Raw genomic sequence first — 23484 nt, 5'->3', positions numbered from 1 at the left:
TGGAGAAAGCGCAGGTCAGCCTCTTCCCAGCGGCACAATCATCGGCGTACCGGCCACCGGATCGTTAATGATGATGCAGCGCAGGCCGTAGATCGCTTCTATCAGTTCCGGCGTGACGATCTCCGCCGGTTTCCCTTCGGCAATGATTTTCCCGTCTCGCATCGCAATCAGATGGCTGGCATAGCGGCACGCCTGATTGAGATCGTGCAGCACCACCACCAGCGTACGGCCATGCTGCTGATTGAGATCCTGCATTAATTCCAGCAACTCAATCTGATGGGCGATGTCGAGCCAGGTGGTCGGTTCATCCAGCAGCAACAGTGGCGTCTGCTGAGCCAGCACCATCGCAATCCACACCCGCTGCCGCTGGCCGCCAGAGAGCGTATCAACCTGCTGCTGCGCCAAATCTGCCACGCCAGTAGCCTGCATTGCCTGCTGAACAGCCGTCTCATCTTCCTGTCGCCAGCGACCAAACAGCGACTGGTGCGGATAACGCCCGCGCGCGACCAGTTCGCTGACGCTGATGCCCGCTGGTGCATTCGAGCTTTGCGGTAGCAGCCCCAGCCGACGCGCCACCTCTTTGGTAGCGTAGTGAGCAATCGCATTGCCATCCAGCAGCACCTGGCCTTTCAGGGGCGAGACCAGGCGGCTTAAGGTACGCAGCAGCGTCGACTTTCCGCAGGCATTGGGGCCAATAATAACGGTCAGTTCACCGTCGGGGATCGCGACGGTGAGATTCTCCGCCACGATTTTTTTGTCATACCCCAGCGTCAGCGCGTCGCCCTGCAAACGTGTTTTCACTGTCATTGGCGTCGCGCCTCCCGTACCAGTAAAGCAATCAGATAGAGTCCGCCCAGGCTAACCGTGATGACGCCAACCGGCAGCTGATAAGGCAGGAAAAAGTGCTGCGCGGTGTAATCCGCGGCGGTTAACAGCAGCGCGCCGCACAAGGCAGCCAGCGGCAGCGCGCCTTTGATACCGCCACACAGCCGACGAGCAATCTGCGGTGCCAGCAGCGCAATAAAGGAGACAGGACCGACCAGCGCGGTAGAGGCGGCGGTGAGGATCACGCCCGTCAGCATCAGCAAAACGCGGCTGCGTTCAACCGGTACGCCCAGCGCGCAGGCGGTGTCGTCACCCATCTCCAGCAGACGCATGCGCCGGGCCAGCATGCTTGTCGCCAGCAGCGCCAGCAGCAGCACGGTAATCACCGGCGTCGTTTTCGCCCAGGTAATGCCGTTGAGTGAACCGGCGCTCCAGAGCCCGGCGCTCAGTGCCGCCTCCAGTGAGGCGCTGATAATCAGCCAGCTGTTCAGCGCCATCATCAGCGCCCGCACGCTGATGCCCACAATGATCAGACGAAAGGTCTCCACGCCGTTGCGCCAGCTGAACAGCCAGACCACGCTCGCCGTGAGCAGTCCGCCAAGCAGTGCCGCCAGCGTCATGCCCTCCATGTTTTGCTGGAACAGCACCAGTGCCACCAGCACGCCGCTGTAAGCGCCGGTATTGAAACCCAGAATATCGGGGCTGCCCAGCGGGTTGCGCAGCAGCGACTGAAAAATTGCCCCGCTGACGCCCAGTGCCGCACCAATCAGCAGCGCCATCATGACACGCGGCAGTCGCCACTCCAGTACAATCAGCTGTATGTTACGCGCCGCCTCGCCGTTGATAAGGGCCCACAACTGGCTGGCGGAGATCGGTAAGGTGCCGCGCGTAATGCTCAGAAAGGTCAGCACCCCGCAGGCCACCAGCAGCATCAGCGCATTAATCATCACCCGTTTCATAGCTGCCCTCTTCCCGACTTGCGGCGCACCAGCACAATCAGCATCGGCGCGCCCAGTATGGCCGTGACAATCGACACGCGCAGTTCGCCCGGTACCAGCAGCCGTCCCAGAATATCGGCGGCCAGCAGCAAACAGGGGGTGATAAGAAGGGTTCCGGGCAGCATCCAGCGATGATCGTTACCCAGCAGCCAGCGGGCCAGATGTGGCGTCATTAAGCCGACAAACGCGATGGGGCCGACAGCGGCTGTCGCCGCCCCACTCAGCAGCGCAATAGCCAGTAATCCCACCAGCTGGGTACGCATCACCCGGGTACCCAGCGCGGTCGCCATATCACCGCCCATACTCAGGCTGTTGAGCGAACGCGCCAGCAGCAGCGCCAGCAGGCTACCGGCGACTACCGCCGGAAAGGTGGTGCGCAGAATGGCAAAATTGCGGATATCCAGCGAGCCACTGTGCCAGAAACGCAGATGATCGTAGATGTCAGGATTGAGTAGCGATAAACCAGAGGTTAACCCCTCCAGCACCGCGCCCAGCGCCACGCCTGCCAGCGTCAGACGCACCGAATTAACGCGGCCACCGCCCAGCGCACCGGTCAGCGCCACCAGCAGGGAGGCCAGCAGTGCGCCCGTAAAGGCAAAGCCAAGCCAGTCCGCGGGGGAGTCAGCGCCAGACAGGGCGATGCCCAGCACCACCGCAAAGCCCGCACCGGCGTTGATACCGAGAATGCCGGGATCGGCCAGCGGATTGCGCGTCAGGCTCTGCATCAGCGCGCCCGCCAGACCTAAACTGATCCCGGCCAGCAGACCCGCCAGGGTGCGCGGCAGTCGGGCATCGCGCACGATGACACAATCGACGCGGTTACAGTCGCTGAATAAGGCCTGCGTGACATCATGAAAGGGGATAGATTTGGCACCCAGCATCAGGCTGAGCGCGAGAAGCAACAACAGCAGCATCCCTGAACCTGCTATTGCACGAAGTTGACGCATAACGTTTAAACCTTCACCGATTCATTGAGATCGCAGCACGAGTCATTATGATAATGATACTTGTTATCGTTATTAGTGATTTTTTGTATGTTACCATGACTCCCGGACTCAATGATGAGGAAAATGGGTGCAAAAAAGCGACGTTATGAACAAACCCTCCCACTTTATCGATCTCAGCCTGCTGAGAACCCACCCCGCCTTTCGCGCCATTTTTATCGCCCGCTTTATCTCCATCGTTGCTCTCGGCATGCTGGCGGTGGCGGTACCGGTTCAGATTCAGCAGCTAACGCAGTCGCCGCTGCTGGTGGGTCTGGCGGTGACGCTGGCCGGTGCCGGCATGTTTATCGGCCTGCTGACCGGCGGCGTGCTGGCGGATCGCTATGAGCGCCGACGTCTGATCCTGTTTGCCCGATCCACCTGTGGCCTGGGCTTTGTCGCCTTATGCATCAATGCCCTGCTCCCTTCGCCGTCGGTGATCGCCGTCTTTGTGCTGGGACTGTGGGATGGTTTTTTCGGCGCGATAGGCGTCACCGCGCTGCTGGCGGCGACGCCGGCGCTGGTCGGGCGTGAAAACCTGATGAAAGCAGGTGCGATTACCATGCTGACGGTGCGATTTGGCGCGATTCTCTCACCCGCCATTGCCGGACTGGTCATCGCGCAGGGCGGTGTGGCGTGGAACTACGGACTGGCGGCGTTCGGCACGTTGCTGACGGTGTTAACCCTGCTGCGGTTGCCGCGGCTGGCGCCACCGCCGCAGCCGCGTGAACATCCGCTGAAAGCACTGGCCAGCGGCGTGCAATTCCTGTTTGCCAGCCCGATTGTTGGCATGGCGGCGCTGGTCGGCGCGCTGGTGACGTTAGCCAGTGCGGTGCGCGTGCTCTATCCGGCGCTGGCGCCACACTGGCAGGTCGGCGTGACGGAGTTAGGGCTGATGTATGCCGCTGTTCCGCTGGGTGCTGCCACAGGTGCGCTCACCAGCGGACGGCTGGCACAATCACCGCAGCCGGGCCGCCTGATTCTGGCGAGTGCTATTGCTGCTTTCGTCGCGCTGGCTCTGTTCAGCCTGATGCCGTGGTTCAGCGCGAGTCTGGTCTGCCTCGCGGTCTTTGGCTATTTCAGTGCCATCAACAGCCTGGTGCAGTACGCGATGATCCAGACGCTGACGCCAGATGCGCTGCTCGGCAGGATCAACAGCCTCTGGACAGCGCAGAATGTCACCGGCGATGCGATAGGTGCAGCGATGATTGGCGCGATGGGTTCACTGCTGTTGCCGCAGCAGGCTGCCAGCCTGGCTGGTCTGGCAGCCACCGTGCTGGGCATCATCATGTGGCTGCTGATGGCGCGTCTGCGTCGCTATCAACCGCCTGCACCGGCGGAAACGGGATCATGATTTAACGAACAGCGTCTCCAGCCGCGTCAGCAAATTGCTGGCGCTGTAGTAGTCGAGCCGGAAGCTATCCAGCCCCAGCGCATAGACCGCTTTTGCGCGCACCGCTGGGGTCTGCGCCAGGAAAGGGTTGCTCATCACCTGTGCGGCGGTGGGCTCTTCGGCGGCAAACAGCAGATATGATTGACCATTAAGGCCTGCCGCCAGATTTTCTCCTGACAGTTGCAGGATATCTTTACGCTGTCCCATGCTGTGACCAGACTGAAGAGTGGCCGGCGGCGTCGCCAGAGTGAAGCCCAGTTGCTGCAGTAACTTCCCCTGCGCCGACGCATCCGTCCACAGATTGACTGCCCGGCCATCACCGTTCCACACCATCGCTGAAACCGGCTGCGGCGGCAGGGTCAGCTTCGCTTTCAGAGCCTTTTCTCGCGCATCAAACTCAGCTTTCCGGGCGGCAGCTTCCGCTTCATGCCCGGTCGCCTCCCCCAGCAACGTCACCAGTTGCTGCCAGCTTTTATCGTCGTAATTCACCACCAGCACCGGCGCAATCGCCGCAAGCTGATCGACCAGTTTGATCGCCGAATCATTCCCGGTGGCGCTGACCACAATCAGGTCTGGCGCTTCAGCAGCAATCGCTTCTGCACTGGGCTCACCAATGTAGAGACGTTTTACGCCGCGCTGTTTGGCCACTTCGCCCCACTGACGGAAGAATCCCTGCTTATCAGCCAGCCGACTGCCGGGTGCGGTTGCGCCACTGGCGACGACCGGCGCATCAATCGCCAGCAGCGAGCCGGTCAGGGTAACGCTGGTCGAAACGATACGCATCGGTGCCTGGGTCAGTGTGATATTGCCTGTTGTCCCGGCGACAGTTCGCGGCCAGCCGGTCTGGGCAGCAGCGGTAATGCTGAACAGGCTGATGCTCAGGAAAAACAGCGCTATCGCCGATGTGACACCATGTTTACTCATAGATTTTCGTCCACTTTTACCCGGAAAAAGAGAGAGACCATTTGTGCTGATTTAACCGGCCATGCCAGCTGAATCGCCGCGTAATTATTGACACTTTCGGCTAATCAACGTAGGTTACTGGCCCACAATACAAATGATAATCATTATTAGTTATCTTATCATTTATAGGTGGAAATTATGGTGGAATCGCTGGCGTTTGAACATCCCTTGTTGCAGGATTTCCCGGCACTCTGCCGTGGCTTTCTGTTTACCTCTCCCTGGCAAAGCCTGACCACACAGGGCTGTTTTACTACCCTTACCGCGCCGGTAAGGCAGGGTGAGCAGCTGACAGGGGAGTTTCAGCAGCAACTACAGCACCATTTTGCTTCAGCCAGAAAACAGGGCATTGCCCATCCCATTCTGGTGGGTGCAATCCCCTTCGACGTGGATCAGCCCGCTGCGCTGTTTATCCCTGAGTCGTATCAGACCTTTAACCGTGACGATCTCAACGCCAGTGCCTCTCACTCTGAGGCTGAACTGCCGCAGGTACGTCGCCGCACGGCGGTGCCGGACCATGACATTTTCATCGACATGGTTGCGCAGGCAGTGGCGGCTACGCAGCGCGGCGATCTGGATAAAGTGGTGTTGTCGCGGCTGATGGATATCGTGGCGGAACAGCCGGTTGATACGGCCGCCCTGATGCAGCGCATCGTGGCGCAGAACCCTAACAGCTATCACTTTCATCTGCCGCTGCCCGATGGCGGCGCGCTGGTTGGCGCCAGCCCGGAACTGATGATTCGTAAGCAGGGCCGCCAGTTCAGCTCCTGTCCGCTGGCCGGTTCAGCGCCGCGTCATCGCGATCCGCAGCGTGACCAGGCCTCTGGCGACAGCCTGATGCACTCAGCAAAAAATCGTCATGAGCATAAGCTGGTCACGGATGCGATGCGCGCGACGCTGCAACCGCGCAGCCGCCTGCTGTCGGTCCCCGAGACACCCTCACTGCTGACCACTGCAACATTGTGGCATCTCGCTACGCAGATTCAGGGTGACGTGCTGGACGATCGCGAAAATGCGCTGTCACTGGCCTGTCTGCTGCATCCGACACCGGCCCTCAGCGGCTTCCCGCATCAGCGTGCTCAGACGCTGATTCAGCGACTGGAGCCATTTGAACGTCAGCTGTTTGGCGGCATCGTCGGCTGGTGTGACGATCAGGGCAATGGCGAATGGGTCGTCACCATTCGCTGCGGTACGGTGAATGGCCCGCGGGTGCGGCTGTTTGCGGGCGCAGGCATCGTAGCGGACTCACAACCTGAATCAGAATGGCGTGAAACCGGCGTCAAACTCGACACCATGCTTCGCGCTTTTGGACTGCAATAAAGGAACCTGTATGACGATTTCCTACAGCCGCTGGCCGGACGATCTGGCCGCACGTTACCGTGAAAAAGGCTACTGGCTCGATCTGCCGATGACCGACATCCTGGAACGTCATCGCGACAGCGAGAGCGTGGCGGTGATTGATGGCGAACGACAATTTACCTATCGCCAGCTGGCGGCGCTGAGTGACAACCTGGCCGCGGCATTGCAGCGTCGCGGCCTGAAGTCAGGCGATACGGCGCTGGTGCAGCTTGGCAACGTGGCTGAGTTTTACCTGACGCTGTTTGCCCTGTTCAAAATCGGCGTTGCCCCGGTTAACGCCCTGTTCAGCCATCAGCGCACTGAACTGGCCGCCTATGCCAGTCAGATTTCGCCGAGCCTGTTAATTGCCGATCGCAGCCACGCACTGTTCGCCGATGATGTGTTTATTACGCAACTTCGCCGCGATCAGCCTTCACTCCAACAGGTGATCCTGCGTAATGACGCTCAGACGGAAAACAGCCTCGACGCCCTGCTGGCTGAACCCGCGGGCAACTTCATCGCAACCCCGACCGCAGGCGATGAAGTCGCCTTTTTCCAGCTGTCGGGTGGCAGTACCGGTACACCGAAACTGATCCCACGTACCCATAATGATTACTACTACAGCATCCGTGAGAGTGACGTTATCTGCGATGTTACCGCCGACACCCGCTACCTGATCGCCCTGCCCGCCGCGCATAACTTCCCGATGAGTTCGCCGGGCGCGCTGGGCGTTTTTTACGCGGGCGGACAGGTGATCTTAGCCGCCGATCCCAGCGCAACGCTCTGCTTCCCGCTGATTGAAAAGCATCAGGTCACCGATACCGGCCTGGTCCCGCCCGCCGCCAGTCTCTGGCTGCAGGCGATTCAGGAATGGGGCAGCAATGCTGCGCTGGCCTCGCTGCAACGCATTCAGGTCGGTGGCGCAAAGCTGGGTGAAACGCTGGCCGCGCGCATCCAGAACGAGATCGGCTGCACCCTGCAGCAAGTATTTGGTATGGCGGAAGGTCTGGTGAACTACACCCGACTGGATGACGATGAGCAGACCATTCTCACCACGCAGGGACGCCCGATCTCCCCGGATGACGAGGTATGGGTCGCCGACGATCAGGGTAACCCATTGCCAGCAGGCTCCATCGGTCGCCTGATGACGCGTGGTCCTTATACCTTCCGCGGCTACTACAACAGCCCGGAACATAACGCCGCCAGCTTCGATGACCAGGGCTTTTACTGCTCTGGCGATCTGATTGAGATCACGCCCTCTGGCAACATCATCGTGCAGGGCCGGGAGAAAGATCAGATCAACCGGGGCGGCGAAAAGATCGCAGCCGAAGAGATCGAAAACCTGCTGCAGCGCCATGCGGATGTGATCCACGCTGCGCTGGTCTCCATGAGCGACGAGCTGATGGGTGAAAAGAGCTGTGCCTTTATCGTTACCCGTCAGCCGGTTAAACCGGTGGCGCTGCGTCGTCACCTGCGTGAACTTGGCGTGGCAGAATTTAAGCTGCCTGACCGTATTACCTGCGTAGATGCCCTGCCGCTGACCGCGGTCGGAAAGGTGGACAAAAAACGTCTGCGCCAACAACTTGCCGATCAACAAGCGCAAGCCTGATCTGTCCGGAGATTTTCAATGGCTATTCCACAACTGACCTCTTATCCGCTGCCAGCCGCCACCGAGTTGCCCAACAACAAAGTGAAATGGATGCTGGAGCCGGACCGTGCCGCCCTGCTGATCCACGATATGCAGCGCTATTTTCTCAACTTCTGGGGCGAAAATAGCCCGCTGGTTGAGCAGGTAGTCGACAATATTGCCCGCCTGCGTCGCTACTGCAAAGCGCAGGGTATTCCGGTGTTTTACACCGCTCAGCCAAACGCGCAGAGCGATGAAGATCGTGCGCTGCTCAACGACATGTGGGGACCGGGCCTGAATAAACATCCCGATCAGCAGAAGATCGTGGATGCGCTGGCACCGGATGAGGACGATCAGGTCCTGACCAAATGGCGCTACAGTGCATTTCACCGCTCGCCGCTGGAGTCGATCCTGCAGGAGATGGGCCGCGATCAGCTGATTATCACCGGCGTCTATGCCCATATTGGCTGCCTGACCACCGCCACCGATGCGTTTATGCGCAATATTCAGCCGTTCATGGTGGCCGATGCGCTGGCTGACTTCAGCCGTGAGGAACATATGATGGCGCTGACCTACACCGCGGGCCGTAGCGGAAAAGTGGTGATGACCGCCGATCTGATGCCTGTGCCACTCAGCAAAGATGATTTGCGCGCGTTGATCCTGCCGCTGCTGGAAGATGATGAGGTGCCGGAAGATGATGAAAACCTGATTGATTACGGTCTGGACTCAGTACGCGTGATGGCGCTGGCGGCACGCTGGCGTCAGGTACATCGTGATATCGATTTCGTCAGCCTGGCGAAAAATCCGAGCATTGATGGCTGGTGGGCGCTGCTGACGCGGGAGCCGGCGAAATGAGCCACACATTCGACTTCAGCGGTAAAATCGTCTGGGTAACCGGTGCCGGCCAGGGCATCGGCTATCATACTGCGTTAGCCTTTCATCAGGCTGGCGCACAGGTTGAGGCCTTTGATCAACGTTTCAAGGGCCATGATTACCCGTTTCCCTGCCACACGATGGATGTGGCCGATCCGGCGCAGGTCAAAACGATCTGCCAGCGCGTATTGGCCGTGCAACCGCGCATTGATGTGCTGGTCAACGCAGCCGGTATCTTACGGATTGGTGCCACCGATGAGCTGTCGTTTGCCGACTGGCAGGCGTGTCTTAACGTCAATGCGGGCGGCGCGTTTAATCTGTTCCAGCAGACATTGCCACGCTTTCGCGAACAGCGCACCGGTGCCATCGTCACCGTCGCGTCTAATTCGGCTCACGCCCCGCGTATCGGCATGTCCGCTTATGGTGCTTCAAAAGCGGCGCTGCGCAGTCTCTGTCAGACCGTGGGTCTGGAGATGGCGCCCTATGGCGTCCGCTGCAACATCGTTTCACCGGGTTCTACCGACACCGATATGCAGCGCAGCCTGTGGCACACACCGACGGGTGAGCAGGAGATGATTGCCGGCTTCCCGGATCAGTTCAAGCTGGGTATCCCGCTGGGCAAGATCGCGCAGCCGCAGGAAATTGCAGCCACCGTACTGTTTCTCGCGTCGGATCTTGCCAGCCATGTGACGCTGCAGGATATTGTGGTTGATGGTGGCGCAACCCTGGGAGCCTGATGATGACAGCGATCTGGAAGCGATCCATTGATCTTCCCGCCCTGAATGCGCTGGGTGAGAACTCTCTGGTGGCCCATCTGGGTATCGTTTTTACCCTGATAGGTGATGATTATCTGGAAGCGACGATGCCGGTCGATGCCCGTACGCAACAGCCGTTCGGGCTGCTGCATGGCGGTGCGTCCGTGGTGCTGGCGGAGTCGATGGGCTCAATTGCCGGATATCTGGCGGTTGAGGAAGGCAGCAGCGTGGTTGGCGTAGAAGTGAATGCCAGCCATCATCGTGCGGTTTCTGCCGGTCTGGTGCGGGGAACTTGCCGTCCACTGCATCTGGGTAAACGCAGTCAGAGCTGGCAGATTGAGATTCGGAACGGTCGGGATCAGCTGTGCTGCAGTGCGCGACTGAGTGTGGCGGTGATGAGCTAGCTGCAGAAAGAACAATGCCCTCTTTCAGGCCTGAAAGGGGGCATTGCATATCACGCTGTAGCAGGCGATCGGTTAACGCTGATAGATAATTTCAACGCCTTCGTCGTCTTCATCATCCCAGTCGTCATCCCACTCTTCATCTTCCACTTCAACCGTGTTTTCAATGGTTTCTTTGTGGTAATCGTCCCACATGAACTCCACTTTCTCCGGCTGCTTCTCTTCAAGCTCCGCTTCTTTCGGGTTAGCGTTGATGAAGCTCATCACGTCCCAGCAGAGTTCGTTGACACCGGTACGGCTTGCGGCAGAAATCAGGTAATACTTATCTTCCCAGCCCAGTGCTTCAGCCACCGCTTTAGCCCGTGACTGCGCCTCTTCTTCACTGATCAGATCAATTTTGTTGAAGACCAGCCAGCGTGGCTTGTTGAACAGCTTCTCGCTGTACTTTTCCAGCTCGCCGAGAATGATGCGGGCATTTTCAACCGGATCGCTTTCATCAATGGGGTCGATGTCGATCAGGTGCAGCAATACGCGGCAGCGCTCAAGGTGCTTCAGGAAGCGAATGCCGAGGCCTGCGCCATCGGCTGCGCCTTCAATCAGGCCAGGGATATCGGCCACGACGAAGCTCTGCTCGCTGTCCATACGAACCACGCCCAGGCTCGGCACCAGCGTGGTAAACGGATAGTCCGCCACTTTTGGCTTCGCTGCCGATACGGCACGGATAAAGGTCGATTTACCGGCATTCGGTAAGCCCAGCATCCCGACATCTGCCAGCAGCATCAGCTCCAGCTGCAGATCGCGCTTTTCACCTGGGGTACCCATGGTTTTCTGGCGCGGACTGCGGTTTACAGATGATTTAAAGCGGGTGTTACCCAGGCCATGCCAGCCGCCTTTGCCGACCATCAGTTTCTGGCCGTGACGCGTCATGTCGCCCAGTGTCTCGCCGGTACCCTGATCGATAACCCGGGTGCCGACCGGCACTTTAACTTCGATATCTTTACCGCGTTTGCCAGTACAGTCGCGGCTCTGGCCGTTCTGCCCACGCTCGGCGCGGAAAGATTTTTCGAAACGATAATCGATAAGGGTGTTGAGGTTTTCATCAGCGATCAGATAAACGTCACCGCCGTCACCGCCATCACCCCCATCAGGGCCGCCTCTCGGGATATATTTTTCGCGGCGGAAGCTTACGCAACCATTACCGCCATCACCGGCGACGACCAAAATTGTCGCTTCATCTACAAACTTCATTTTCTATCTCCGTCACACAATCGCCTGCAGCACTCTGCAGACGGGTCCGCCAGGGTCTTCTGCGCTGACCAGCGGCGGATAAATCAGGATTGGCTTTCGCCAGTGCGTACATAAAGTGTACAGCAAACTTTTGTGATGCGTCGCTTTTACCGCAACAGACCGCAGAATGTAAAAAGCCCCGCAGGAGCTGCGGGGCCTTCAATTCGTGCGTTCAGACGTTAAACGTCTGCGTCACGACAACCTTACTCAGCAACGATGCTGATGTATTTACGGTTGTTCGGACCTTTAACTTCGAACTGTACTTTACCGTCTGCGGTAGCAAACAGGGTGTGGTCACGACCACAACCTACATTGGTACCGGCGTGGAATTTGGTGCCACGCTGACGAACGATGATGCTACCTGCCAGAACAGATTCGCCACCGAAACGTTTTACACCCAGACGTTTTGCATTGGAGTCACGACCATTTCGAGTCGAACCACCAGCCTTTTTATGTGCCATTTGTCAGATCTCCTCTTATGCCGTGATACCAGTGATTTTCACATCAGTGAACCACTGGCGATGGCCTGCTTGCTTACGGTAGTGCTTACGACGACGAAACTTAACGATCTTAATTTTCTCGCCACGACCGTGAGCAACAACTTCTGCCTTGATCATTCCGCCTGAAACCAGTGGCGCGCCGATTTTCACGTCTTCGCCATTAGCAATCATCAGAACCTGGTCAAACTCAATCGTTTCACCGGTTGCGATGTCCAGCTTTTCCAGGCGAACGGTCTGACCTTCGCTTACTCGGTGTTGTTTACCACCACTTTGGAAAACCGCGTACATATAAAACTCCGCTTCTGCGCTTGCCTTTTAGTTCATCAGGCGGCGCGCTAAATATTCACAATAGGGCGCGAATTCTACGCAAAACTCCAGAAGAAGACAAGAGCACTTTGCACACTCTTGCAGAAAAAAAACACAGGCTGAATGCAACCGTTTCTCAGGCAGAAAATTCAAGTACAATCAGTAACAGATTACCTGAACGCTGGCTGGGTAAAAGCACTTACCATGGCAGAGATAACGAGTCATAGCTGAAAAGACGAATGAACTTAGAACAGATTAATGAATTAACCGCACAGGATATGGCTGCCGTTAACCAGACCATCCTCGACCAGCTGAATTCAGATGTCTCGCTCATCAACCAGTTGGGCTACTACATCATCAGTGGTGGGGGCAAGCGTATCCGTCCCATGATTGCCGTGCTATCCGCACGTGCCATGGGCTACAAGGGCGATCTTCACGTGACCAATGCGGCGCTGATCGAATTTATCCACACCGCCACGCTGCTGCATGACGATGTCGTGGATGAATCCGATATGCGTCGTGGCAAAGCGACCGCGAACGCGGCGTTTGGCAATGCGGCAAGCGTGCTGGTCGGTGATTTTATTTACACCCGCGCCTTCCAGATGATGACCAGCATGGGTTCGCTGCGTATCCTGGCGCTGATGTCAGAAGCGGTAAACGTGATTGCTGAGGGCGAAGTCCTGCAGCTGATGAACGTCAACGATCCCGACATCACCGAAGAGAGCTACATGCGCGTGATTTACAGCAAGACCGCGCGTCTGTTTGAAGCGGCCTCGCAGGCCTCGGCGATACTGGCTGAAGCCACACCTGAAGAGGAAAAAGCGCTACAGGATTATGGACGCTATCTGGGCACCGCTTTCCAGTTAATTGACGACTTACTGGATTACAGTGCTGATGGCGAGACGCTGGGCAAAAATACCGGCGATGATCTGAGTGAAGGCAAACCCACGCTGCCACTGCTGCATGCTATGCAGCACGGCTCACCTGAGCAGGCGAAGATGATCCGTGAAGCCATTGAGCAGGGAAATGGCCGCCATCTGCTGGAACCGGTACTGGAAGCGATGAATCAGTGTGGTTCACTCGAATGGACGCGCAGCCGCGCCGAACAGGAAGCGGATAAAGCCATTGACGCCTTGCGTATTCTGCCCGAATCGCCGTGGCGCAGTGCGCTGGAGTCGCTGGCGCACATGTCAGTTCAGCGCGATTTCTGATCCCTCACGGAGCCTGACAGGCTCCGTTTTTACGTCCCTGCTCTCACTTCTTTTTGTTATCTCTTAGCTGTTGCACTCCTTTTGCATGCCACCCCACAGATCAGATGCTGGATCCAAATATTACTGGAAACTAATGGGAACTATTTGCTATAAAAACCTCAATCTTTCCAGATAACGGTAAAAAGGAAAGCTCACGTCCTGCTGGACGACGCAATGACAGGGAAAAGGAGAACAGGATATGCAAAAAAGGATGGAAGACTGGCACCCGGCTGACATTATCGCGGCGCTGCATAAGCGTGGAATGACACTCGCGGCGCTGTCACGCGCAGCAGGTCTCAGTTCATCAACGCTGGCTAATGCGCTCACGCGTCCATGGCCCAAGGGCGAATGGTTGATCGCTGACGCGATCAAGGTTCATCCTTGTGAGATCTGGCCCAGCCGCTATTACGATCCCGAGACCCACTGCCTGCTGGATCGCAGAAAACGTATCCGGGCGCCTGTCGATCATTCCGATACCGCCTGAAAACTCAGGCGATCCTCAGGCGAAAAAAAACCAGCCCCCAAAGGGGGCTGGCTCTTTCAGAGCATCTGCGGGATTACTCTTCGCTGACGCGCTCGATGTTTGCGCCCATGGCTTTCAGCTTATCTTCGATGTGCTCATAGCCACGATCGATGTGATAAATGCGATCAACAAACGTCGTTCCTTCCGCAATACAACCGGCCAGAACCAGGCTGGCAGACGCACGCAAATCGGTCGCCATCACCTGCGCACCTGACAGGGTTTCAACCCCATGACAGATCGCCGTGTTGCTCTCAATCTCAGCATGTCCGCCCATACGAATCAGTTCCGGGATATGCATGAAACGGTTTTCGAAGATGGTTTCGGTAATTACGCCCGTGCCTTCCGCGACCATGTTTAACAGTGTGAACTGCGCCTGCATATCGGTCGGGAAACCTGGATGCGGTGCAGTGCGCACGTTGACCGCTTTTGGCCGCTTGCCGTGCATATCCAGACTGATCCAGTCTTCGCCGGTTTCGATATCGGCCCCCGCATCACGCAGCTTGGCCAGCACAGCATCCAGCGTATCCGGCTGGGTTTTGTGACACATCAGTTTGCCACCTGAAATGGCCGCAGCCACCAGGAAGGTACCGGTTTCGATACGATCCGGCAGGACACGATAAACACCGCCACCCAGACGCTCTACGCCTTCGATGGTGATTTTATCGCTGCCTGCACCACTGATTCTGGCGCCCAGGGTGTTAAGGAAGTTGGCGGTATCGACAATTTCCGGCTCACGCGCCGCATTCTCAATCACGGTGGTACCGGTCGCCAGCGTCGCAGCACTCATGATGGTCACGGTCGCGCCGACGCTGATTTTGTCCATGACAATCAGTGCGCCCTTCAGGCGGCCATTGACTGACGCTTTCACGTAGCCCTCTTCCAGCTTGATCTCGGCACCCAGCTGTTCAAGACCGGTAATGTGCAGATCAACCGGACGCGCGCCGATAGCGCAGCCACCCGGCAGGGAAACCTGACCCTGACCAAAACGCGCCACCAGCGGGCCCAGCGCCCAGATTGAGGCACGCATAGTTTTGACCAGATCGTAAGGCGCACAAAATACATCTACCGCGCTGGCATCGACATGCACAGAACCGTTGCGTTCCACCTTCGCACCCAGCTGGCTCAGCAGCTTCATGGTGGTATCAATGTCGCGCAGCTTTGGCACATTCTGGATCTCGACCGGCTCTTCAGCCAGCAGCGCAGCAAACAGAATAGGAAGCGCGGCGTTCTTTGCCCCGGAAATGGTTACTTCACCACTTAAGCGGGTGGGGCCTTGCACACGAAATTTGTCCATTAACACGGCTCTCAATTAACTAGCTAAAGATTGGACTCGCCAGCGACGAGTTCACCCCGCTGGGGATCAGAAACCGTTGAGTTTACGGTCACGCGCCCATTCAGCGGGAGTATAGGTTTTGATAGAGACAGCATGAATGCGGTTATCCGCGATAAATTCCATCAGCGGCACGTAGACAGCCTGCTGCTTTTTCACGCGGCTCAGTTCGCCAAACAGTTCGCCTACGGCGATCACCTGAAAATGGCTGCCATCATTGCTCATCACATGCACTTCGTCTAAAGGCAATGCTGCCATCAGCACGGCCTGAATTTCACTGTTTTCCATTGGGCTTAACTTCACTTAATAATAATAAGGCTGACATAGTAGAGGAAAGCGGCTGACTCTTAAATACGCAAAAGCCCCTGTTGAAAACAGGGGCTTAGCATAACAACCGGATATCAGGCGCTTTTATCCGCAGAAACAATAATCTGTTGCAGATTGTAAAGCGTTATCAGCGAATGCAGTTTGTCGCTGATGCCCGTAAAGCGAGGGGTAATACCCTGTGCCCGCGCGATTTCCCGCAGGTGCACCAGCAGGGCAAGCCCGGAAGAGTCCACACGCTCCAGCGCCGCGACGTCGATGGTATCGACATCTTTAATCAGCGTTTCACGTTGCTGCCACAGGCTCATCAGCGTGTCGCGATCCAGTTCGCCTTTCAGTAATAGCGTGCTGGCTTCCCGCTCCCAGCGTAACGATTCGTGCATTATTGTTGTTTATCCAGCGTGATTGGCTGTGCCGCAGAAGATTTCAGCTGCGCCGTCAGACCATCGATACCTTTGGTACGTAAAAGATCGCTCCACTCATTTTGTTTGGTGGTGATCATGCTGACGCCTTCAGCGATCATGTCATACGCCTGCCAGTTACCGCTCTGGCTGTTTTTACGCCACTGGAAGTCGAGGCGAACCGGTGGACGGCCATTTGGATCGATAATGGAAACGCGAATAGCGACAATCTGGGCATCGCCTAACGGCTGCTCAGGTTGAATCTGGTAGCTCTGTCCGTTGTACAGTGCCAGTGCCTGACCATAAGCCTGCGCCAGATAGTCACCAAAGGCGCTGAAGTAGGCTTCACGCTGAGCGGGCGTCGAATCACGATAGTAGCGGCCCAGCACTAACGCGCCCGCATATTTGATCTGTACATAAGGCAGCAGCTCCTGACGCACAATCTGACGCAGGTAGTTAGGGTCCTGCTTGATTTTCGGCTGCTCGTTTTTCAGACGGGTGAACGTCTTTTGCGCCGCTTCATTCATCAGTTTGTAAGGGTTGCTCTGATCGGCTGCGGTTGCCGTCAGCGGTACCGCAACCACCAGCATGGCAATCATCAGTAAACGTTTAAACATGGTATACCCTCTTCTTTAAGGTTGAGCCGGTGCCGCAGGCGCAGCACTGTCGCCTTCCTGCGCATCCTTGTTTTCACTGTTTTGTTTATTATCGCCGCTCTTATAAAGGAACTGACCGATCAGGTCTTCGAGCACCATGGCGGATTTCGTATCGCGCAGCGTATCGCCATCTTTCAGCATCGCCGAACCCAGTTCAGGATCGTCAAATCCTAAATTGAGTGCCAGGAATTGCTCACCCAGTAGTCCCTGAGTGCGAACCGCCAGCGAGCTGGTGTCTGAAATTTTATTCGCATACTGATCGCTGATGTCCATGGTGACACGCGGCAGCAGCGTTTTCGGCTCTAACTCAATGTCGGTCACCCGGCCAATCACCACCCCACCAATCTTGACCGGCGAACTGGCTTTGAGACCACCAATATTGTCAAAGGTGGCGTAGAGCTTCCACGTCGGCTCGGTGCCCATTGACTTTAAATCGGCGACGCGCAGCGCGAGAAACAGCGCCGCCAGCAACGCCATAATCATAAATATGCCAACCCAGATTTCGCTTTTTTTGCTTTGCATTGCATCAATTCCCAAACATCAGTGCTGTCAGCACAAAATCCAATCCGAGCACCGCCAGTGACGCGTGCACCACAGTGCGCGTCGTCGCGCGACTGATCCCTTCAGAGGTTGGAATCGCATCATAGCCGTTAAACAGCGCAATCCACGTCACGGTAATGGCAAATACCGCACTTTTAATCAGGCAGTTAACCACATCGGCACGAAAATCGACGGCATTCTGCATCGCCGACCAGAAGAAACCAGGATCAATCCCTTTCCAGCTCACCCCGACCAGCGCCCCACCGGCAATCCCTACCGCGGTAAAAATCAGCGTCAGTAACGGCATACTGATAAAACCGGCCCAGAAGCGCGGCGAGACCACCCGGCGCAACGGGTCAACCGCCATCATCTCCATACTGGAGAGCTGTTCGGTGGCCTTCATCAGGCCGATTTCGGCGGTCAGCGCAGACCCTGCCCGTCCGGCGAACAGCAGCGCGGTCACAACCGGCCCCAGTTCGCGCAGCAATGACAACGCCACCAGCATACCGAGGCTGGTTTCCGCGCCATAGGTGTTTAAGACCAGATAACCCTGAAGGCCAAGCACCATGCCGATAAACAGACCGGAAACCACGATGATCAGCAGCGACAGCACGCCGACGCTATAAAGTTGTTTAATCAGTAGCGGCGTGTGTCTGCGGAACGCTGGCTTGCCCACCAGCGCATGAAAGAGCATGAGTCCTGCGCGTCCAAAACTGGCGCACGTTTCAATTCCCTGACGTCCAAATGTCGCCAGCGCCTTCAACACCATCAGTTTAGTTACTCCCTGAGCCGGTTAAATCAGCGAGATAGTCGCCGGCAGGAAAACGGAAGGGAACCGGACCATCCGCATCGCCATCAATAAACTGGCGAACGCGCGGGTCATTGTTCGCTCGCAACTCCGGCGTGGTGCCGTGTGCGATAATTTTTTGTCCGGCCACGATATAGGCATAGTCCGCAATACTCAGTACTTCCGGTACGTCGTGCGAGACCACAATACAGGTCAGGCCCAGAGCATGGTTCAGTTCATCAATGAGTTTTACCAGCACGCCCATCGTGATCGGATCCTGACCGACGAAAGGCTCATCAAACATGATCAGTTCCGGCTCCAGCGCAATAGCGCGCGCCAGTGCCACACGACGCGCCATTCCGCCCGACAGCTCCGCGGGCTTCAGCTGGGCCGCGCCACGCAGACCCACCGCTTCCAGCTTCATCAGCACAGTGCTGTGCAGCAGCGGAGGAGGCAGACGGGTATGTTCACGCAGCGGCCAGGCAACATTTTCATAGACCGTCAGGTCAGTAAACAGCGCGCCAGACTGGAACAGCATGCTCATTTTTTTGCGCGCTTCGTACAATTTAGTGCGAGACAGTGACGGAATGTTTTCACCACGGAAAAAGATTTCACCGCTGGTCGGCTGAAGTTGCCCCCCAATCAAGCGTAGCAGCGTGGTTTTTCCTATCCCCGACGGCCCCATTATCGCCGTCACTTTGCCTTTTGGCACGGTCAGCGAAATGTCATCGAAGATGGTGCGATCTCCGCGCGAAAAACTCACGCCACGAACCTCAACCAGATTCGATTGCTGCTGGATCATTATAACCTCTTGTAAGGATCGGGCGTAAACATGGGGTACGATGGTAGCCTGTTCGGTCCTGATTCACGATAGCTTTACAGAAACTTACCGCTAAGATTTGGCGAAAATGGTCATTAAATTTACTTTTGCCGTCCGGACGGTCAAAATCAGCGCCTGTCTCGCCAAACAGAACCTTAAACCGGTCGGGAAAGGCATTGCCGGCCTGGGTTTTTACGCAAGGATTTTTCATGTTCGTAGCTTCTGCACTGCTGATTATCGGTTTGCTTTTACTGGCATATGGTGCCGATCGTCTGGTGTTTAGCGCCTCTATACTGTGTCGATCATTTGGCATCCCGCCACTGATTATTGGCATGACCGTTGTCAGCATCGGCACCTCGCTGCCAGAGATGATCCTCTCCTTTTCCGCCGCGCAGCATGGCCAGATGGATCTTGCTGTTGGCACCGCGCTCGGCTCGAATATTACCAATATTTTACTCATCCTGGGTGCCGCTGCGCTTATGCACCCGCTCAGCGTCCATTCTAATCTGATACGCCGTGAACTGCCGTTAATGTTGCTGGTTACCCTGCTCAGCGGTTTCATGCTGTTTGACAATCAGCTTAGTCGACTGGATGGAATAGGCCTGATCGCCATTGCCGCGATTTATCTGATGGTGGTAATTCGCATTGCGCGTAAAGCAGAACGGGATAACAACGACACCCTGACCCGCGAGCAGCTGGCCGAGCTGCCACGCGAAGAGAGCGGAAATACGGTGGCCTTTCTCTGGCTGGCCGTCGCGCTGATTATCCTGCCGATGTCGACACGAATGGTGATCGACAATGCCACTGCGTTTGCCGACTATTTTGGCGTCAGCGAACTGGTGATGGGCCTGACGCTGATCGCCGTGGGCACCAGCCTGCCCGAGCTGGCAACGGTTATTGCCGGTGCGCTGAAAGGCGAAGATGATATCGCGATCGGCAATCTTATCGGCGCCAACATTTATAATATTGCCATTGTGCTGGGTCTGCCGGCGCTGATTCACCCTGGCAGTGTCGATTATCACGCCTTCGCCCGTGATTACTGGGTGATGCTGGGAGTCAGCGTGCTGTTTGCCCTGCTCTGCCTGCTACGTCGCCGCCGCGTTGGCCGTACGGCAGGCTTATTTTTACTCTGTGGTTTCTTCGTCTGGGTGACGCTGCTGTGGATGCAGCCGGCATTCATGGACGGCTAACAAGGACAGACTCACTATGTCATATCAGCAACCAACAGCATTTGATTTCCAGCAGGCGGGGAAAACCGTACTGCGCATTGAGCGCGAAGGTCTGGAACAACTCGATCAATATATTAACGACGATTTCGCCCGCGCCTGCGCCCTGATCTACGCCTGTCAGGGTAAAGTGGTGGTGATGGGCATGGGCAAGTCTGGCCATATCGGCAAAAAAATGGCGGCGACCTTTGCCAGTACCGGCACGCCCGCTTTTTTTGTTCATCCGGCCGAAGCCAGCCATGGCGATCTGGGCATGGTGAGCAAAAATGATGTGGTCATCGCCATCTCCAACAGCGGTGAGTCGAACGAAATCCTCGCGCTGATTCCGGTTTTAAAGCGTCAGCACATTACGCTGATCTGCATGACCGGAAGGCCTGACAGTGCGATGGGCCGGGTTGCCGATGTGCATCTGTGTGTCCATGTTCCGCAGGAAGCCTGCCCGCTGGGTCTGGCACCGACCACCAGCACCACGGCCACGCTGGTGATGGGTGACGCGCTGGCGGTTTCGCTGCTGGAAGCGCGCGGCTTCACCGCCGAAGACTTTGCTTTGTCCCATCCTGGTGGTGCGCTGGGCCGTAAACTGCTGCTGCATGTGGCTGATATCATGCACAGTGGCGATGAGCTGCCGCACGTCACACGGGACGCCTCGCTGCGCGATGCGCTGCTGGAGATTACCCGCAAAAATCTGGGGCTGACGGTGATCGTCGACGACCTGATGAAAATTGAAGGTATCTTTACCGATGGTGACCTGCGCCGCATCTTTGATATGGGCATCGATTTCCAGCGCGCCACCATCGGGGAAGTGATGACGCCAGGTGGCATCCGCGTCCGGCCTAATATGCTGGCGGTGGAAGCCCTGAACCTGATGCAGACCAAAAACATTACCTCGATTCTGGTGGCCGATGACGACCATCTGCTCGGTGTGGTACATATGCATGACATGCTGCGCGCTGGCGTAGTCTGAACAGGAAGAGAAAATGCAACAGGCAACCCACCCGATTGAAACCTGCTACGGCCCGGTCAGCGCTGACGTTATGGCGCGCGCCAGCAGAATTCGTCTGCTGATCTGCGATGTCGATGGCGTGATGTCCGACGGAGTGATCTACATGGGGAATAATGGCGAAGAGCTGAAGGCATTCAACGTGCGGGACGGTTACGGCGTTCGCTGTTTGCTGACCTCCGATGTGGAAGTGGCTATTATTACCGGCCGCAATGCCCGTCTGATGGAAGATCGCTGCAAAACGCTCGGCATCCGTCATCTTTATCAGGGACAATCGGATAAGCTTTTGGCCTATCGTGAACTTCTGGATAAACTGTCTCTTTCCGACGACCAGGTCGCCTACATTGGTGACGATCTGATCGACTGGCCGGTTATGGCGAAAGTGGGTTTAAGCGTGGCGGTGGCGGATGCACATCCGATCCTGTTGCCGCGCGCGCATTATGTCACGCGGATTGCCGGTGGACGCGGTGCAGTTCGCGAAGTATGTGACCTGATCTTAATGGCGCAGAACAAATTTGAGGATGCCAAAGGGCAATCAGTATGAGTAAAAGCAGGCGTTGGATAACGCTGATTCTGACCTTGATTGCACTGGTTTTGATCGGCTGGAATCTTACTAACCAGGATGACGATGGCACGCCAGTCGGGACGGACAGTCAGTCACCGACCTACACCAGTGCTGATTCACACACTGTGGTTTATAACCCGCAGGGCGCGCTGTCATATAAACTGGTCTCTGACAAAGTGACCTATTTCTCGGATGATGAACTGAGCTGGTTCGACAATCCGGTCATGACCACCTTTGATGAGAACAAAATCCCTACCTGGACGTTACGCGCGGATAAAGCAAAGCTCACCAAAGATCGTATGCTTTACCTGTATGGCCATGTTGAGCTGAATACGCTGACGCAGGATTCTCAGCTTGAGCGGATCAAAACCGATAACGCCCAGATTAATCTTGTCACTCAGGACGTTACCTCTGATGACCAGGTGACATTGTATGGCCGCAGTTTTAACTCCACCGGCATGAAAATGCGCGGCAATTTACGGACAAAAAACGCCGAGTTAATCGAGAAGGTCAAAACCTCTTATGAAATTCAAAATGAACAAAAATAGCCTGAAGCTTTTACTGGCCAGCATGCTGCTGGCAACCAGCGTTCCGGCGCTGGCTCTGACCGGTGACTCGGACAAGCCCGTCAATATTGACTCGCAGAATCAGGCGCTGGATTTGCAAGGCAATGTCGCGACCTTTACCGGCAATGTCATCGTGACGCAGGGCTCAATTAAAATCACGGCAGATAAAGTCGTGGTGACCCGTCCGGGCGGCGACAGCAAGAAAACCATCGTTGACGCCTACGGTAATCCCGCCACCTTCTATCAGATGCAGGACAGCGGTAAGCCGGTACAGGGTCATGCCGCAAAACTGCACTATGAACTGGCTAATGATTTCGTTGAACTGACCGGCAATGCGTTCATTGAGCAGCAGGACAGCAACATCAAAGGCGATCGTATTACCTACCTGGTGAAAGAGCAGAAAATGCAGGCTTTCAGTCAGGGTCAGAACAAGCGCGTCACGACTGTACTGGTGCCGTCGCAACTTCAGGACAAAGGTTCGTCCAACAGCGGAAAGAAGAGTAACTGATAGCTATGGCCACATTAATCGCAGAAAACCTGGCGAAGGCATATAAGGGCCGTCGCGTGGTAGAAGATGTCAGCCTGCAGGTCAAATCCGGCGAGATTGTCGGCCTGCTGGGCCCGAACGGTGCCGGTAAAACCACCACCTTTTACATGGTAGTGGGCATTGTGCCGCGTGACGCTGGCCGCATTATTATTGATGATGAAGATATCAGCATCCTGCCGCTGCATGCCCGTGCGCGTCGTGGCATCGGCTATCTGCCGCAGGAGGCATCGATCTTCCGTCGCCTCAGCGTCTACGATAACCTGATGGCGGTCTTGCAGATCCGTGACGACCTGACCGAAGAGCAACGCCAGGATCGTGCCCGTGAGCTGATGGAAGAGTTTCACATTGAGCACCTGCGCGACAGCATGGGCCAGGCACTTTCGGGTGGTGAGCGACGTCGTGTTGAGATTGCGCGGGCGCTGGCGGCTAATCCTAAATTTATCCTGCTGGATGAACCTTTTGCCGGTGTTGACCCCATCTCCGTTATCGACATTAAGAAGATCATTGAGCATCTGCGTGACAGCGGCCTCGGTGTGCTGATTACCGACCATAACGTACGCGAAACGTTAGCGGTCTGTGAGCGGGCTTATATCGTCAGCCAGGGGCACCTGATCGCACACGGCACACCGAATGAAATTCTTGCGGATGAGCAGGTTAAGCGGGTTTATTTGGGTGAAGAGTTCAGACTCTGATAAGGTGTCGT

General features: G+C 56.5%; 29 protein-coding genes. 14 read left to right on the top strand and 15 right to left on the bottom strand.

The genetic code is table 11. The features are described from left to right. Nucleotides 1–15: 15 nt before the first annotated feature. The 3 genes from ACO6VX_RS15600 to fepD are packed head-to-tail and all read right to left on the bottom strand — an operon-like array spanning nt 16 to nt 2770. Complete coding sequence (locus tag ACO6VX_RS15600; RefSeq protein WP_022625275.1) at nt 16–807, bottom strand: ATP-binding cassette domain-containing protein; 792 nt, start codon at nt 805–807, stop codon at nt 16–18. Beyond that, nucleotides 804–1784 (bottom strand): iron-enterobactin ABC transporter permease, encoded by a 981-nt coding sequence (gene fepG / locus ACO6VX_RS15595; RefSeq protein ID WP_422458187.1) that lies wholly within the window; start codon nt 1782–1784, stop codon nt 804–806. Before fepG ends, ACO6VX_RS15600 begins: the two co-directional genes overlap by 4 nt. Then, the gene (fepD, locus tag ACO6VX_RS15590; RefSeq protein WP_346464684.1) at nt 1781–2770 is read right to left on the bottom strand and encodes a Fe(3+)-siderophore ABC transporter permease; all 990 of its coding nucleotides are present in this window, start codon (nt 2768–2770) and stop codon (nt 1781–1783) included. The genes fepG and fepD overlap by 4 nt, the downstream gene beginning before the upstream one ends. 145 nt (nt 2771–2915) lie before the next feature. Here fepD and entS point away from each other — a divergent pair, with 145 nt between their 5' ends. Then, nucleotides 2916–4160 carry an enterobactin transporter EntS gene (gene entS, locus ACO6VX_RS15585; protein ID WP_033770868.1) on the top strand — a complete coding sequence of 415 codons (1245 nt, stop codon included), beginning with the start codon at nt 2916–2918 and terminating at the stop codon, nt 4158–4160. Here the strand turns inward: entS and fepB are convergent. Further along, nucleotides 4155–5123 (bottom strand): Fe2+-enterobactin ABC transporter substrate-binding protein, encoded by a 969-nt coding sequence (gene fepB, locus ACO6VX_RS15580; protein ID WP_033780461.1) that lies wholly within the window; start codon nt 5121–5123, stop codon nt 4155–4157. The genes entS and fepB overlap by 6 nt on opposite strands. A 177-nt stretch (nt 5124–5300) precedes the next feature. Between fepB and ACO6VX_RS15575 the strand changes: the two genes are divergently transcribed. From ACO6VX_RS15575 to ACO6VX_RS15555, 5 genes are read left to right on the top strand one after another with little or no spacing between them, the layout of a single operon-like run. Further along, nucleotides 5301–6479 (top strand): isochorismate synthase, encoded by a 1179-nt coding sequence (locus ACO6VX_RS15575; protein ID WP_422458186.1) that lies wholly within the window; start codon nt 5301–5303, stop codon nt 6477–6479. A gap of 10 nt (nt 6480–6489) precedes the next feature. Then, on the top strand, nt 6490–8106 hold the full coding sequence (locus tag ACO6VX_RS15570; protein WP_060681572.1) for a (2,3-dihydroxybenzoyl)adenylate synthase: 1617 nt from the start codon (nt 6490–6492) through the stop codon (nt 8104–8106). An 18-nt stretch (nt 8107–8124) separates the two neighbouring features. Beyond that, nucleotides 8125–8979, top strand: coding sequence for an isochorismatase family protein (locus ACO6VX_RS15565; protein WP_052271178.1), 855 nt, complete (start codon nt 8125–8127; stop codon nt 8977–8979). Continuing rightward, the gene (gene dhbA, locus ACO6VX_RS15560) at nt 8976–9734 is read left to right on the top strand and encodes a 2,3-dihydro-2,3-dihydroxybenzoate dehydrogenase (protein ID WP_422458185.1); all 759 of its coding nucleotides are present in this window, start codon (nt 8976–8978) and stop codon (nt 9732–9734) included. Before ACO6VX_RS15565 ends, dhbA begins: the two co-directional genes overlap by 4 nt. A 2-nt stretch (nt 9735–9736) precedes the next feature. Next, nucleotides 9737–10156 carry a hotdog fold thioesterase gene (locus ACO6VX_RS15555; RefSeq protein WP_422458222.1) on the top strand — a complete coding sequence of 140 codons (420 nt, stop codon included), beginning with the start codon at nt 9737–9739 and terminating at the stop codon, nt 10154–10156. Nucleotides 10157–10228: 72 nt separating this feature from the next. Here ACO6VX_RS15555 and cgtA read toward each other — a convergent pair whose 3' ends face one another. The 3 genes from cgtA to rplU form a co-directional block, all read right to left on the bottom strand. Next, nucleotides 10229–11401 carry an Obg family GTPase CgtA gene (cgtA, locus tag ACO6VX_RS15550; protein ID WP_003851092.1) on the bottom strand — a complete coding sequence of 391 codons (1173 nt, stop codon included), beginning with the start codon at nt 11399–11401 and terminating at the stop codon, nt 10229–10231. A gap of 242 nt (nt 11402–11643) precedes the next feature. Then, nucleotides 11644–11901 (bottom strand): 50S ribosomal protein L27, encoded by a 258-nt coding sequence (gene rpmA, locus ACO6VX_RS15545; protein WP_003851093.1) that lies wholly within the window; start codon nt 11899–11901, stop codon nt 11644–11646. A 15-nt stretch (nt 11902–11916) separates the two neighbouring features. Then, entirely contained in the window at nt 11917–12228 is a 312-nt protein-coding gene (gene rplU / locus ACO6VX_RS15540) for a 50S ribosomal protein L21 (RefSeq protein ID WP_008925416.1), read from the bottom strand. A 257-nt stretch (nt 12229–12485) separates the two neighbouring features. On the opposite strand from rplU, the gene ispB reads away from it, so the two are divergent. Next, a complete protein-coding gene (ispB, locus tag ACO6VX_RS15535) occupies nt 12486–13457 on the top strand; it encodes an octaprenyl diphosphate synthase (protein ID WP_031592018.1) in 972 nt (323 codons plus the stop codon). Nucleotides 13458–13695: 238 nt separating this feature from the next. After that, nucleotides 13696–13980, top strand: a complete 285-nt coding sequence (locus tag ACO6VX_RS15530) for a helix-turn-helix domain-containing protein (RefSeq protein WP_022625265.1) — start codon at nt 13696–13698, stop codon at nt 13978–13980. A 73-nt stretch (nt 13981–14053) separates the two neighbouring features. On the opposite strand, the gene murA is transcribed toward ACO6VX_RS15530, so the two are convergent. The 8 genes from murA to ACO6VX_RS15490 all read right to left on the bottom strand — a co-directional run bounded on the left by murA (nt 14054) and on the right by ACO6VX_RS15490 (nt 19088). Next, nucleotides 14054–15313, bottom strand: coding sequence for a UDP-N-acetylglucosamine 1-carboxyvinyltransferase (murA, locus tag ACO6VX_RS15525; RefSeq protein ID WP_422458184.1), 1260 nt, complete (start codon nt 15311–15313; stop codon nt 14054–14056). A 66-nt stretch (nt 15314–15379) separates the two neighbouring features. Further along, complete coding sequence (ibaG, locus tag ACO6VX_RS15520; protein ID WP_266093815.1) at nt 15380–15637, bottom strand: BolA family iron metabolism protein IbaG; 258 nt, start codon at nt 15635–15637, stop codon at nt 15380–15382. Nucleotides 15638–15750: 113 nt separating this feature from the next. Next, nucleotides 15751–16056 carry a lipid asymmetry maintenance protein MlaB gene (gene mlaB / locus ACO6VX_RS15515; protein ID WP_010251883.1) on the bottom strand — a complete coding sequence of 102 codons (306 nt, stop codon included), beginning with the start codon at nt 16054–16056 and terminating at the stop codon, nt 15751–15753. Continuing rightward, complete coding sequence (gene mlaC, locus ACO6VX_RS15510; RefSeq protein ID WP_010251887.1) at nt 16056–16691, bottom strand: phospholipid-binding protein MlaC; 636 nt, start codon at nt 16689–16691, stop codon at nt 16056–16058. Before mlaC ends, mlaB begins: the two co-directional genes overlap by 1 nt. Nucleotides 16692–16706: 15 nt before the next feature. Then, nucleotides 16707–17252 carry an outer membrane lipid asymmetry maintenance protein MlaD gene (gene mlaD, locus ACO6VX_RS15505; protein WP_010251890.1) on the bottom strand — a complete coding sequence of 182 codons (546 nt, stop codon included), beginning with the start codon at nt 17250–17252 and terminating at the stop codon, nt 16707–16709. Between the two features lie 4 nt (nt 17253–17256). After that, nucleotides 17257–18039 carry a lipid asymmetry maintenance ABC transporter permease subunit MlaE gene (mlaE, locus tag ACO6VX_RS15500; RefSeq protein ID WP_010251894.1) on the bottom strand — a complete coding sequence of 261 codons (783 nt, stop codon included), beginning with the start codon at nt 18037–18039 and terminating at the stop codon, nt 17257–17259. A gap of 4 nt (nt 18040–18043) precedes the next feature. Then, nucleotides 18044–18859, bottom strand: coding sequence for a phospholipid ABC transporter ATP-binding protein MlaF (gene mlaF / locus ACO6VX_RS15495; RefSeq protein WP_010251897.1), 816 nt, complete (start codon nt 18857–18859; stop codon nt 18044–18046). Then, nucleotides 18831–19088: a hypothetical protein gene (locus ACO6VX_RS15490; protein WP_124889623.1), complete on the bottom strand. Its 258-nt coding sequence runs from the start codon at nt 19086–19088 to the stop codon at nt 18831–18833. Before ACO6VX_RS15490 ends, mlaF begins: the two co-directional genes overlap by 29 nt. On the opposite strand from ACO6VX_RS15490, the gene ACO6VX_RS15485 reads away from it, so the two are divergent. Genes ACO6VX_RS15485 through lptB form a run of 6 tightly spaced genes read left to right on the top strand, consistent with a single transcriptional unit; the run spans nt 19087 to nt 23473 of the window. Further along, complete coding sequence (locus tag ACO6VX_RS15485; protein WP_010251901.1) at nt 19087–20067, top strand: calcium/sodium antiporter; 981 nt, start codon at nt 19087–19089, stop codon at nt 20065–20067. The two genes, ACO6VX_RS15490 and ACO6VX_RS15485, sit on opposite strands and share 2 nt — an antisense overlap. 16 nt (nt 20068–20083) lie before the next feature. Then, nucleotides 20084–21067, top strand: a complete 984-nt coding sequence (gene kdsD, locus ACO6VX_RS15480) for an arabinose-5-phosphate isomerase KdsD (RefSeq protein ID WP_010251903.1) — start codon at nt 20084–20086, stop codon at nt 21065–21067. Nucleotides 21068–21080: 13 nt separating this feature from the next. Continuing rightward, the gene (gene kdsC, locus ACO6VX_RS15475) at nt 21081–21647 is read left to right on the top strand and encodes a 3-deoxy-manno-octulosonate-8-phosphatase KdsC (protein WP_010251905.1); all 567 of its coding nucleotides are present in this window, start codon (nt 21081–21083) and stop codon (nt 21645–21647) included. After that, entirely contained in the window at nt 21644–22216 is a 573-nt protein-coding gene (lptC, locus tag ACO6VX_RS15470) for an LPS export ABC transporter periplasmic protein LptC (RefSeq protein WP_010251907.1), read from the top strand. The genes kdsC and lptC overlap by 4 nt, the downstream gene beginning before the upstream one ends. Beyond that, on the top strand, nt 22191–22742 hold the full coding sequence (gene lptA, locus ACO6VX_RS15465) for a lipopolysaccharide ABC transporter substrate-binding protein LptA (protein ID WP_010672013.1): 552 nt from the start codon (nt 22191–22193) through the stop codon (nt 22740–22742). Before lptC ends, lptA begins: the two co-directional genes overlap by 26 nt. A gap of 5 nt (nt 22743–22747) precedes the next feature. Continuing rightward, nucleotides 22748–23473 (top strand): LPS export ABC transporter ATP-binding protein, encoded by a 726-nt coding sequence (gene lptB / locus ACO6VX_RS15460; protein ID WP_003851107.1) that lies wholly within the window; start codon nt 22748–22750, stop codon nt 23471–23473. The last annotated feature ends 11 nt before the right edge of the window (nt 23474–23484 follow it).

It is taken from the genome of Pantoea sp. BJFS-204, assembly GCF_049310725.1.
GTDB classification, from domain to species: domain Bacteria; phylum Pseudomonadota; class Gammaproteobacteria; order Enterobacterales; family Enterobacteriaceae; genus Pantoea; species Pantoea agglomerans.
Note: the sequence above shows the minus strand (reverse complement) of the source record. Positions and strands in the feature narration are given on the sequence as shown.

What these genes read in the sequence shown, in the direction of transcription:
- rpmA (WP_003851093.1), bottom strand. Translation starts at nt 11,901, where the DNA reads ATGGCACATAAAAAGGCTGGTGGTTCGACTCGAAATGGTCGTGACTCC.
- ACO6VX_RS15485 (WP_010251901.1), top strand. Translation starts at nt 19,087, where the DNA reads ATGTTCGTAGCTTCTGCACTGCTGATTATCGGTTTGCTTTTACTGGCA.
- kdsC (WP_010251905.1), top strand. Translation starts at nt 21,081, where the DNA reads ATGCAACAGGCAACCCACCCGATTGAAACCTGCTACGGCCCGGTCAGC.
- fepD (WP_346464684.1), bottom strand. Translation starts at nt 2,770, where the DNA reads ATGCGTCAACTTCGTGCAATAGCAGGTTCAGGGATGCTGCTGTTGTTG.
- ACO6VX_RS15555 (WP_422458222.1), top strand. Translation starts at nt 9,737, where the DNA reads ATGACAGCGATCTGGAAGCGATCCATTGATCTTCCCGCCCTGAATGCG.
- lptB (WP_003851107.1), top strand. Translation starts at nt 22,748, where the DNA reads ATGGCCACATTAATCGCAGAAAACCTGGCGAAGGCATATAAGGGCCGT.
- ACO6VX_RS15600 (WP_022625275.1), bottom strand. Translation starts at nt 807, where the DNA reads ATGACAGTGAAAACACGTTTGCAGGGCGACGCGCTGACGCTGGGGTAT.
- fepB (WP_033780461.1), bottom strand. Translation starts at nt 5,123, where the DNA reads ATGAGTAAACATGGTGTCACATCGGCGATAGCGCTGTTTTTCCTGAGC.
- murA (WP_422458184.1), bottom strand. Translation starts at nt 15,313, where the DNA reads ATGGACAAATTTCGTGTGCAAGGCCCCACCCGCTTAAGTGGTGAAGTA.
- mlaD (WP_010251890.1), bottom strand. Translation starts at nt 17,252, where the DNA reads ATGCAAAGCAAAAAAAGCGAAATCTGGGTTGGCATATTTATGATTATG.
- ispB (WP_031592018.1), top strand. Translation starts at nt 12,486, where the DNA reads ATGAACTTAGAACAGATTAATGAATTAACCGCACAGGATATGGCTGCC.
- kdsD (WP_010251903.1), top strand. Translation starts at nt 20,084, where the DNA reads ATGTCATATCAGCAACCAACAGCATTTGATTTCCAGCAGGCGGGGAAA.
- dhbA (WP_422458185.1), top strand. Translation starts at nt 8,976, where the DNA reads ATGAGCCACACATTCGACTTCAGCGGTAAAATCGTCTGGGTAACCGGT.
- mlaC (WP_010251887.1), bottom strand. Translation starts at nt 16,691, where the DNA reads ATGTTTAAACGTTTACTGATGATTGCCATGCTGGTGGTTGCGGTACCG.
- lptC (WP_010251907.1), top strand. Translation starts at nt 21,644, where the DNA reads ATGAGTAAAAGCAGGCGTTGGATAACGCTGATTCTGACCTTGATTGCA.
- ACO6VX_RS15575 (WP_422458186.1), top strand. Translation starts at nt 5,301, where the DNA reads ATGGTGGAATCGCTGGCGTTTGAACATCCCTTGTTGCAGGATTTCCCG.
- ACO6VX_RS15570 (WP_060681572.1), top strand. Translation starts at nt 6,490, where the DNA reads ATGACGATTTCCTACAGCCGCTGGCCGGACGATCTGGCCGCACGTTAC.
- cgtA (WP_003851092.1), bottom strand. Translation starts at nt 11,401, where the DNA reads ATGAAGTTTGTAGATGAAGCGACAATTTTGGTCGTCGCCGGTGATGGC.
- mlaF (WP_010251897.1), bottom strand. Translation starts at nt 18,859, where the DNA reads ATGATCCAGCAGCAATCGAATCTGGTTGAGGTTCGTGGCGTGAGTTTT.
- mlaB (WP_010251883.1), bottom strand. Translation starts at nt 16,056, where the DNA reads ATGCACGAATCGTTACGCTGGGAGCGGGAAGCCAGCACGCTATTACTG.
- entS (WP_033770868.1), top strand. Translation starts at nt 2,916, where the DNA reads ATGAACAAACCCTCCCACTTTATCGATCTCAGCCTGCTGAGAACCCAC.
- rplU (WP_008925416.1), bottom strand. Translation starts at nt 12,228, where the DNA reads ATGTACGCGGTTTTCCAAAGTGGTGGTAAACAACACCGAGTAAGCGAA.
- lptA (WP_010672013.1), top strand. Translation starts at nt 22,191, where the DNA reads ATGAAATTCAAAATGAACAAAAATAGCCTGAAGCTTTTACTGGCCAGC.
- ACO6VX_RS15565 (WP_052271178.1), top strand. Translation starts at nt 8,125, where the DNA reads ATGGCTATTCCACAACTGACCTCTTATCCGCTGCCAGCCGCCACCGAG.
- ibaG (WP_266093815.1), bottom strand. Translation starts at nt 15,637, where the DNA reads ATGGAAAACAGTGAAATTCAGGCCGTGCTGATGGCAGCATTGCCTTTA.
- fepG (WP_422458187.1), bottom strand. Translation starts at nt 1,784, where the DNA reads ATGAAACGGGTGATGATTAATGCGCTGATGCTGCTGGTGGCCTGCGGG.
- mlaE (WP_010251894.1), bottom strand. Translation starts at nt 18,039, where the DNA reads ATGGTGTTGAAGGCGCTGGCGACATTTGGACGTCAGGGAATTGAAACG.
- ACO6VX_RS15530 (WP_022625265.1), top strand. Translation starts at nt 13,696, where the DNA reads ATGCAAAAAAGGATGGAAGACTGGCACCCGGCTGACATTATCGCGGCG.
- ACO6VX_RS15490 (WP_124889623.1), bottom strand. Translation starts at nt 19,088, where the DNA reads ATGAAAAATCCTTGCGTAAAAACCCAGGCCGGCAATGCCTTTCCCGAC.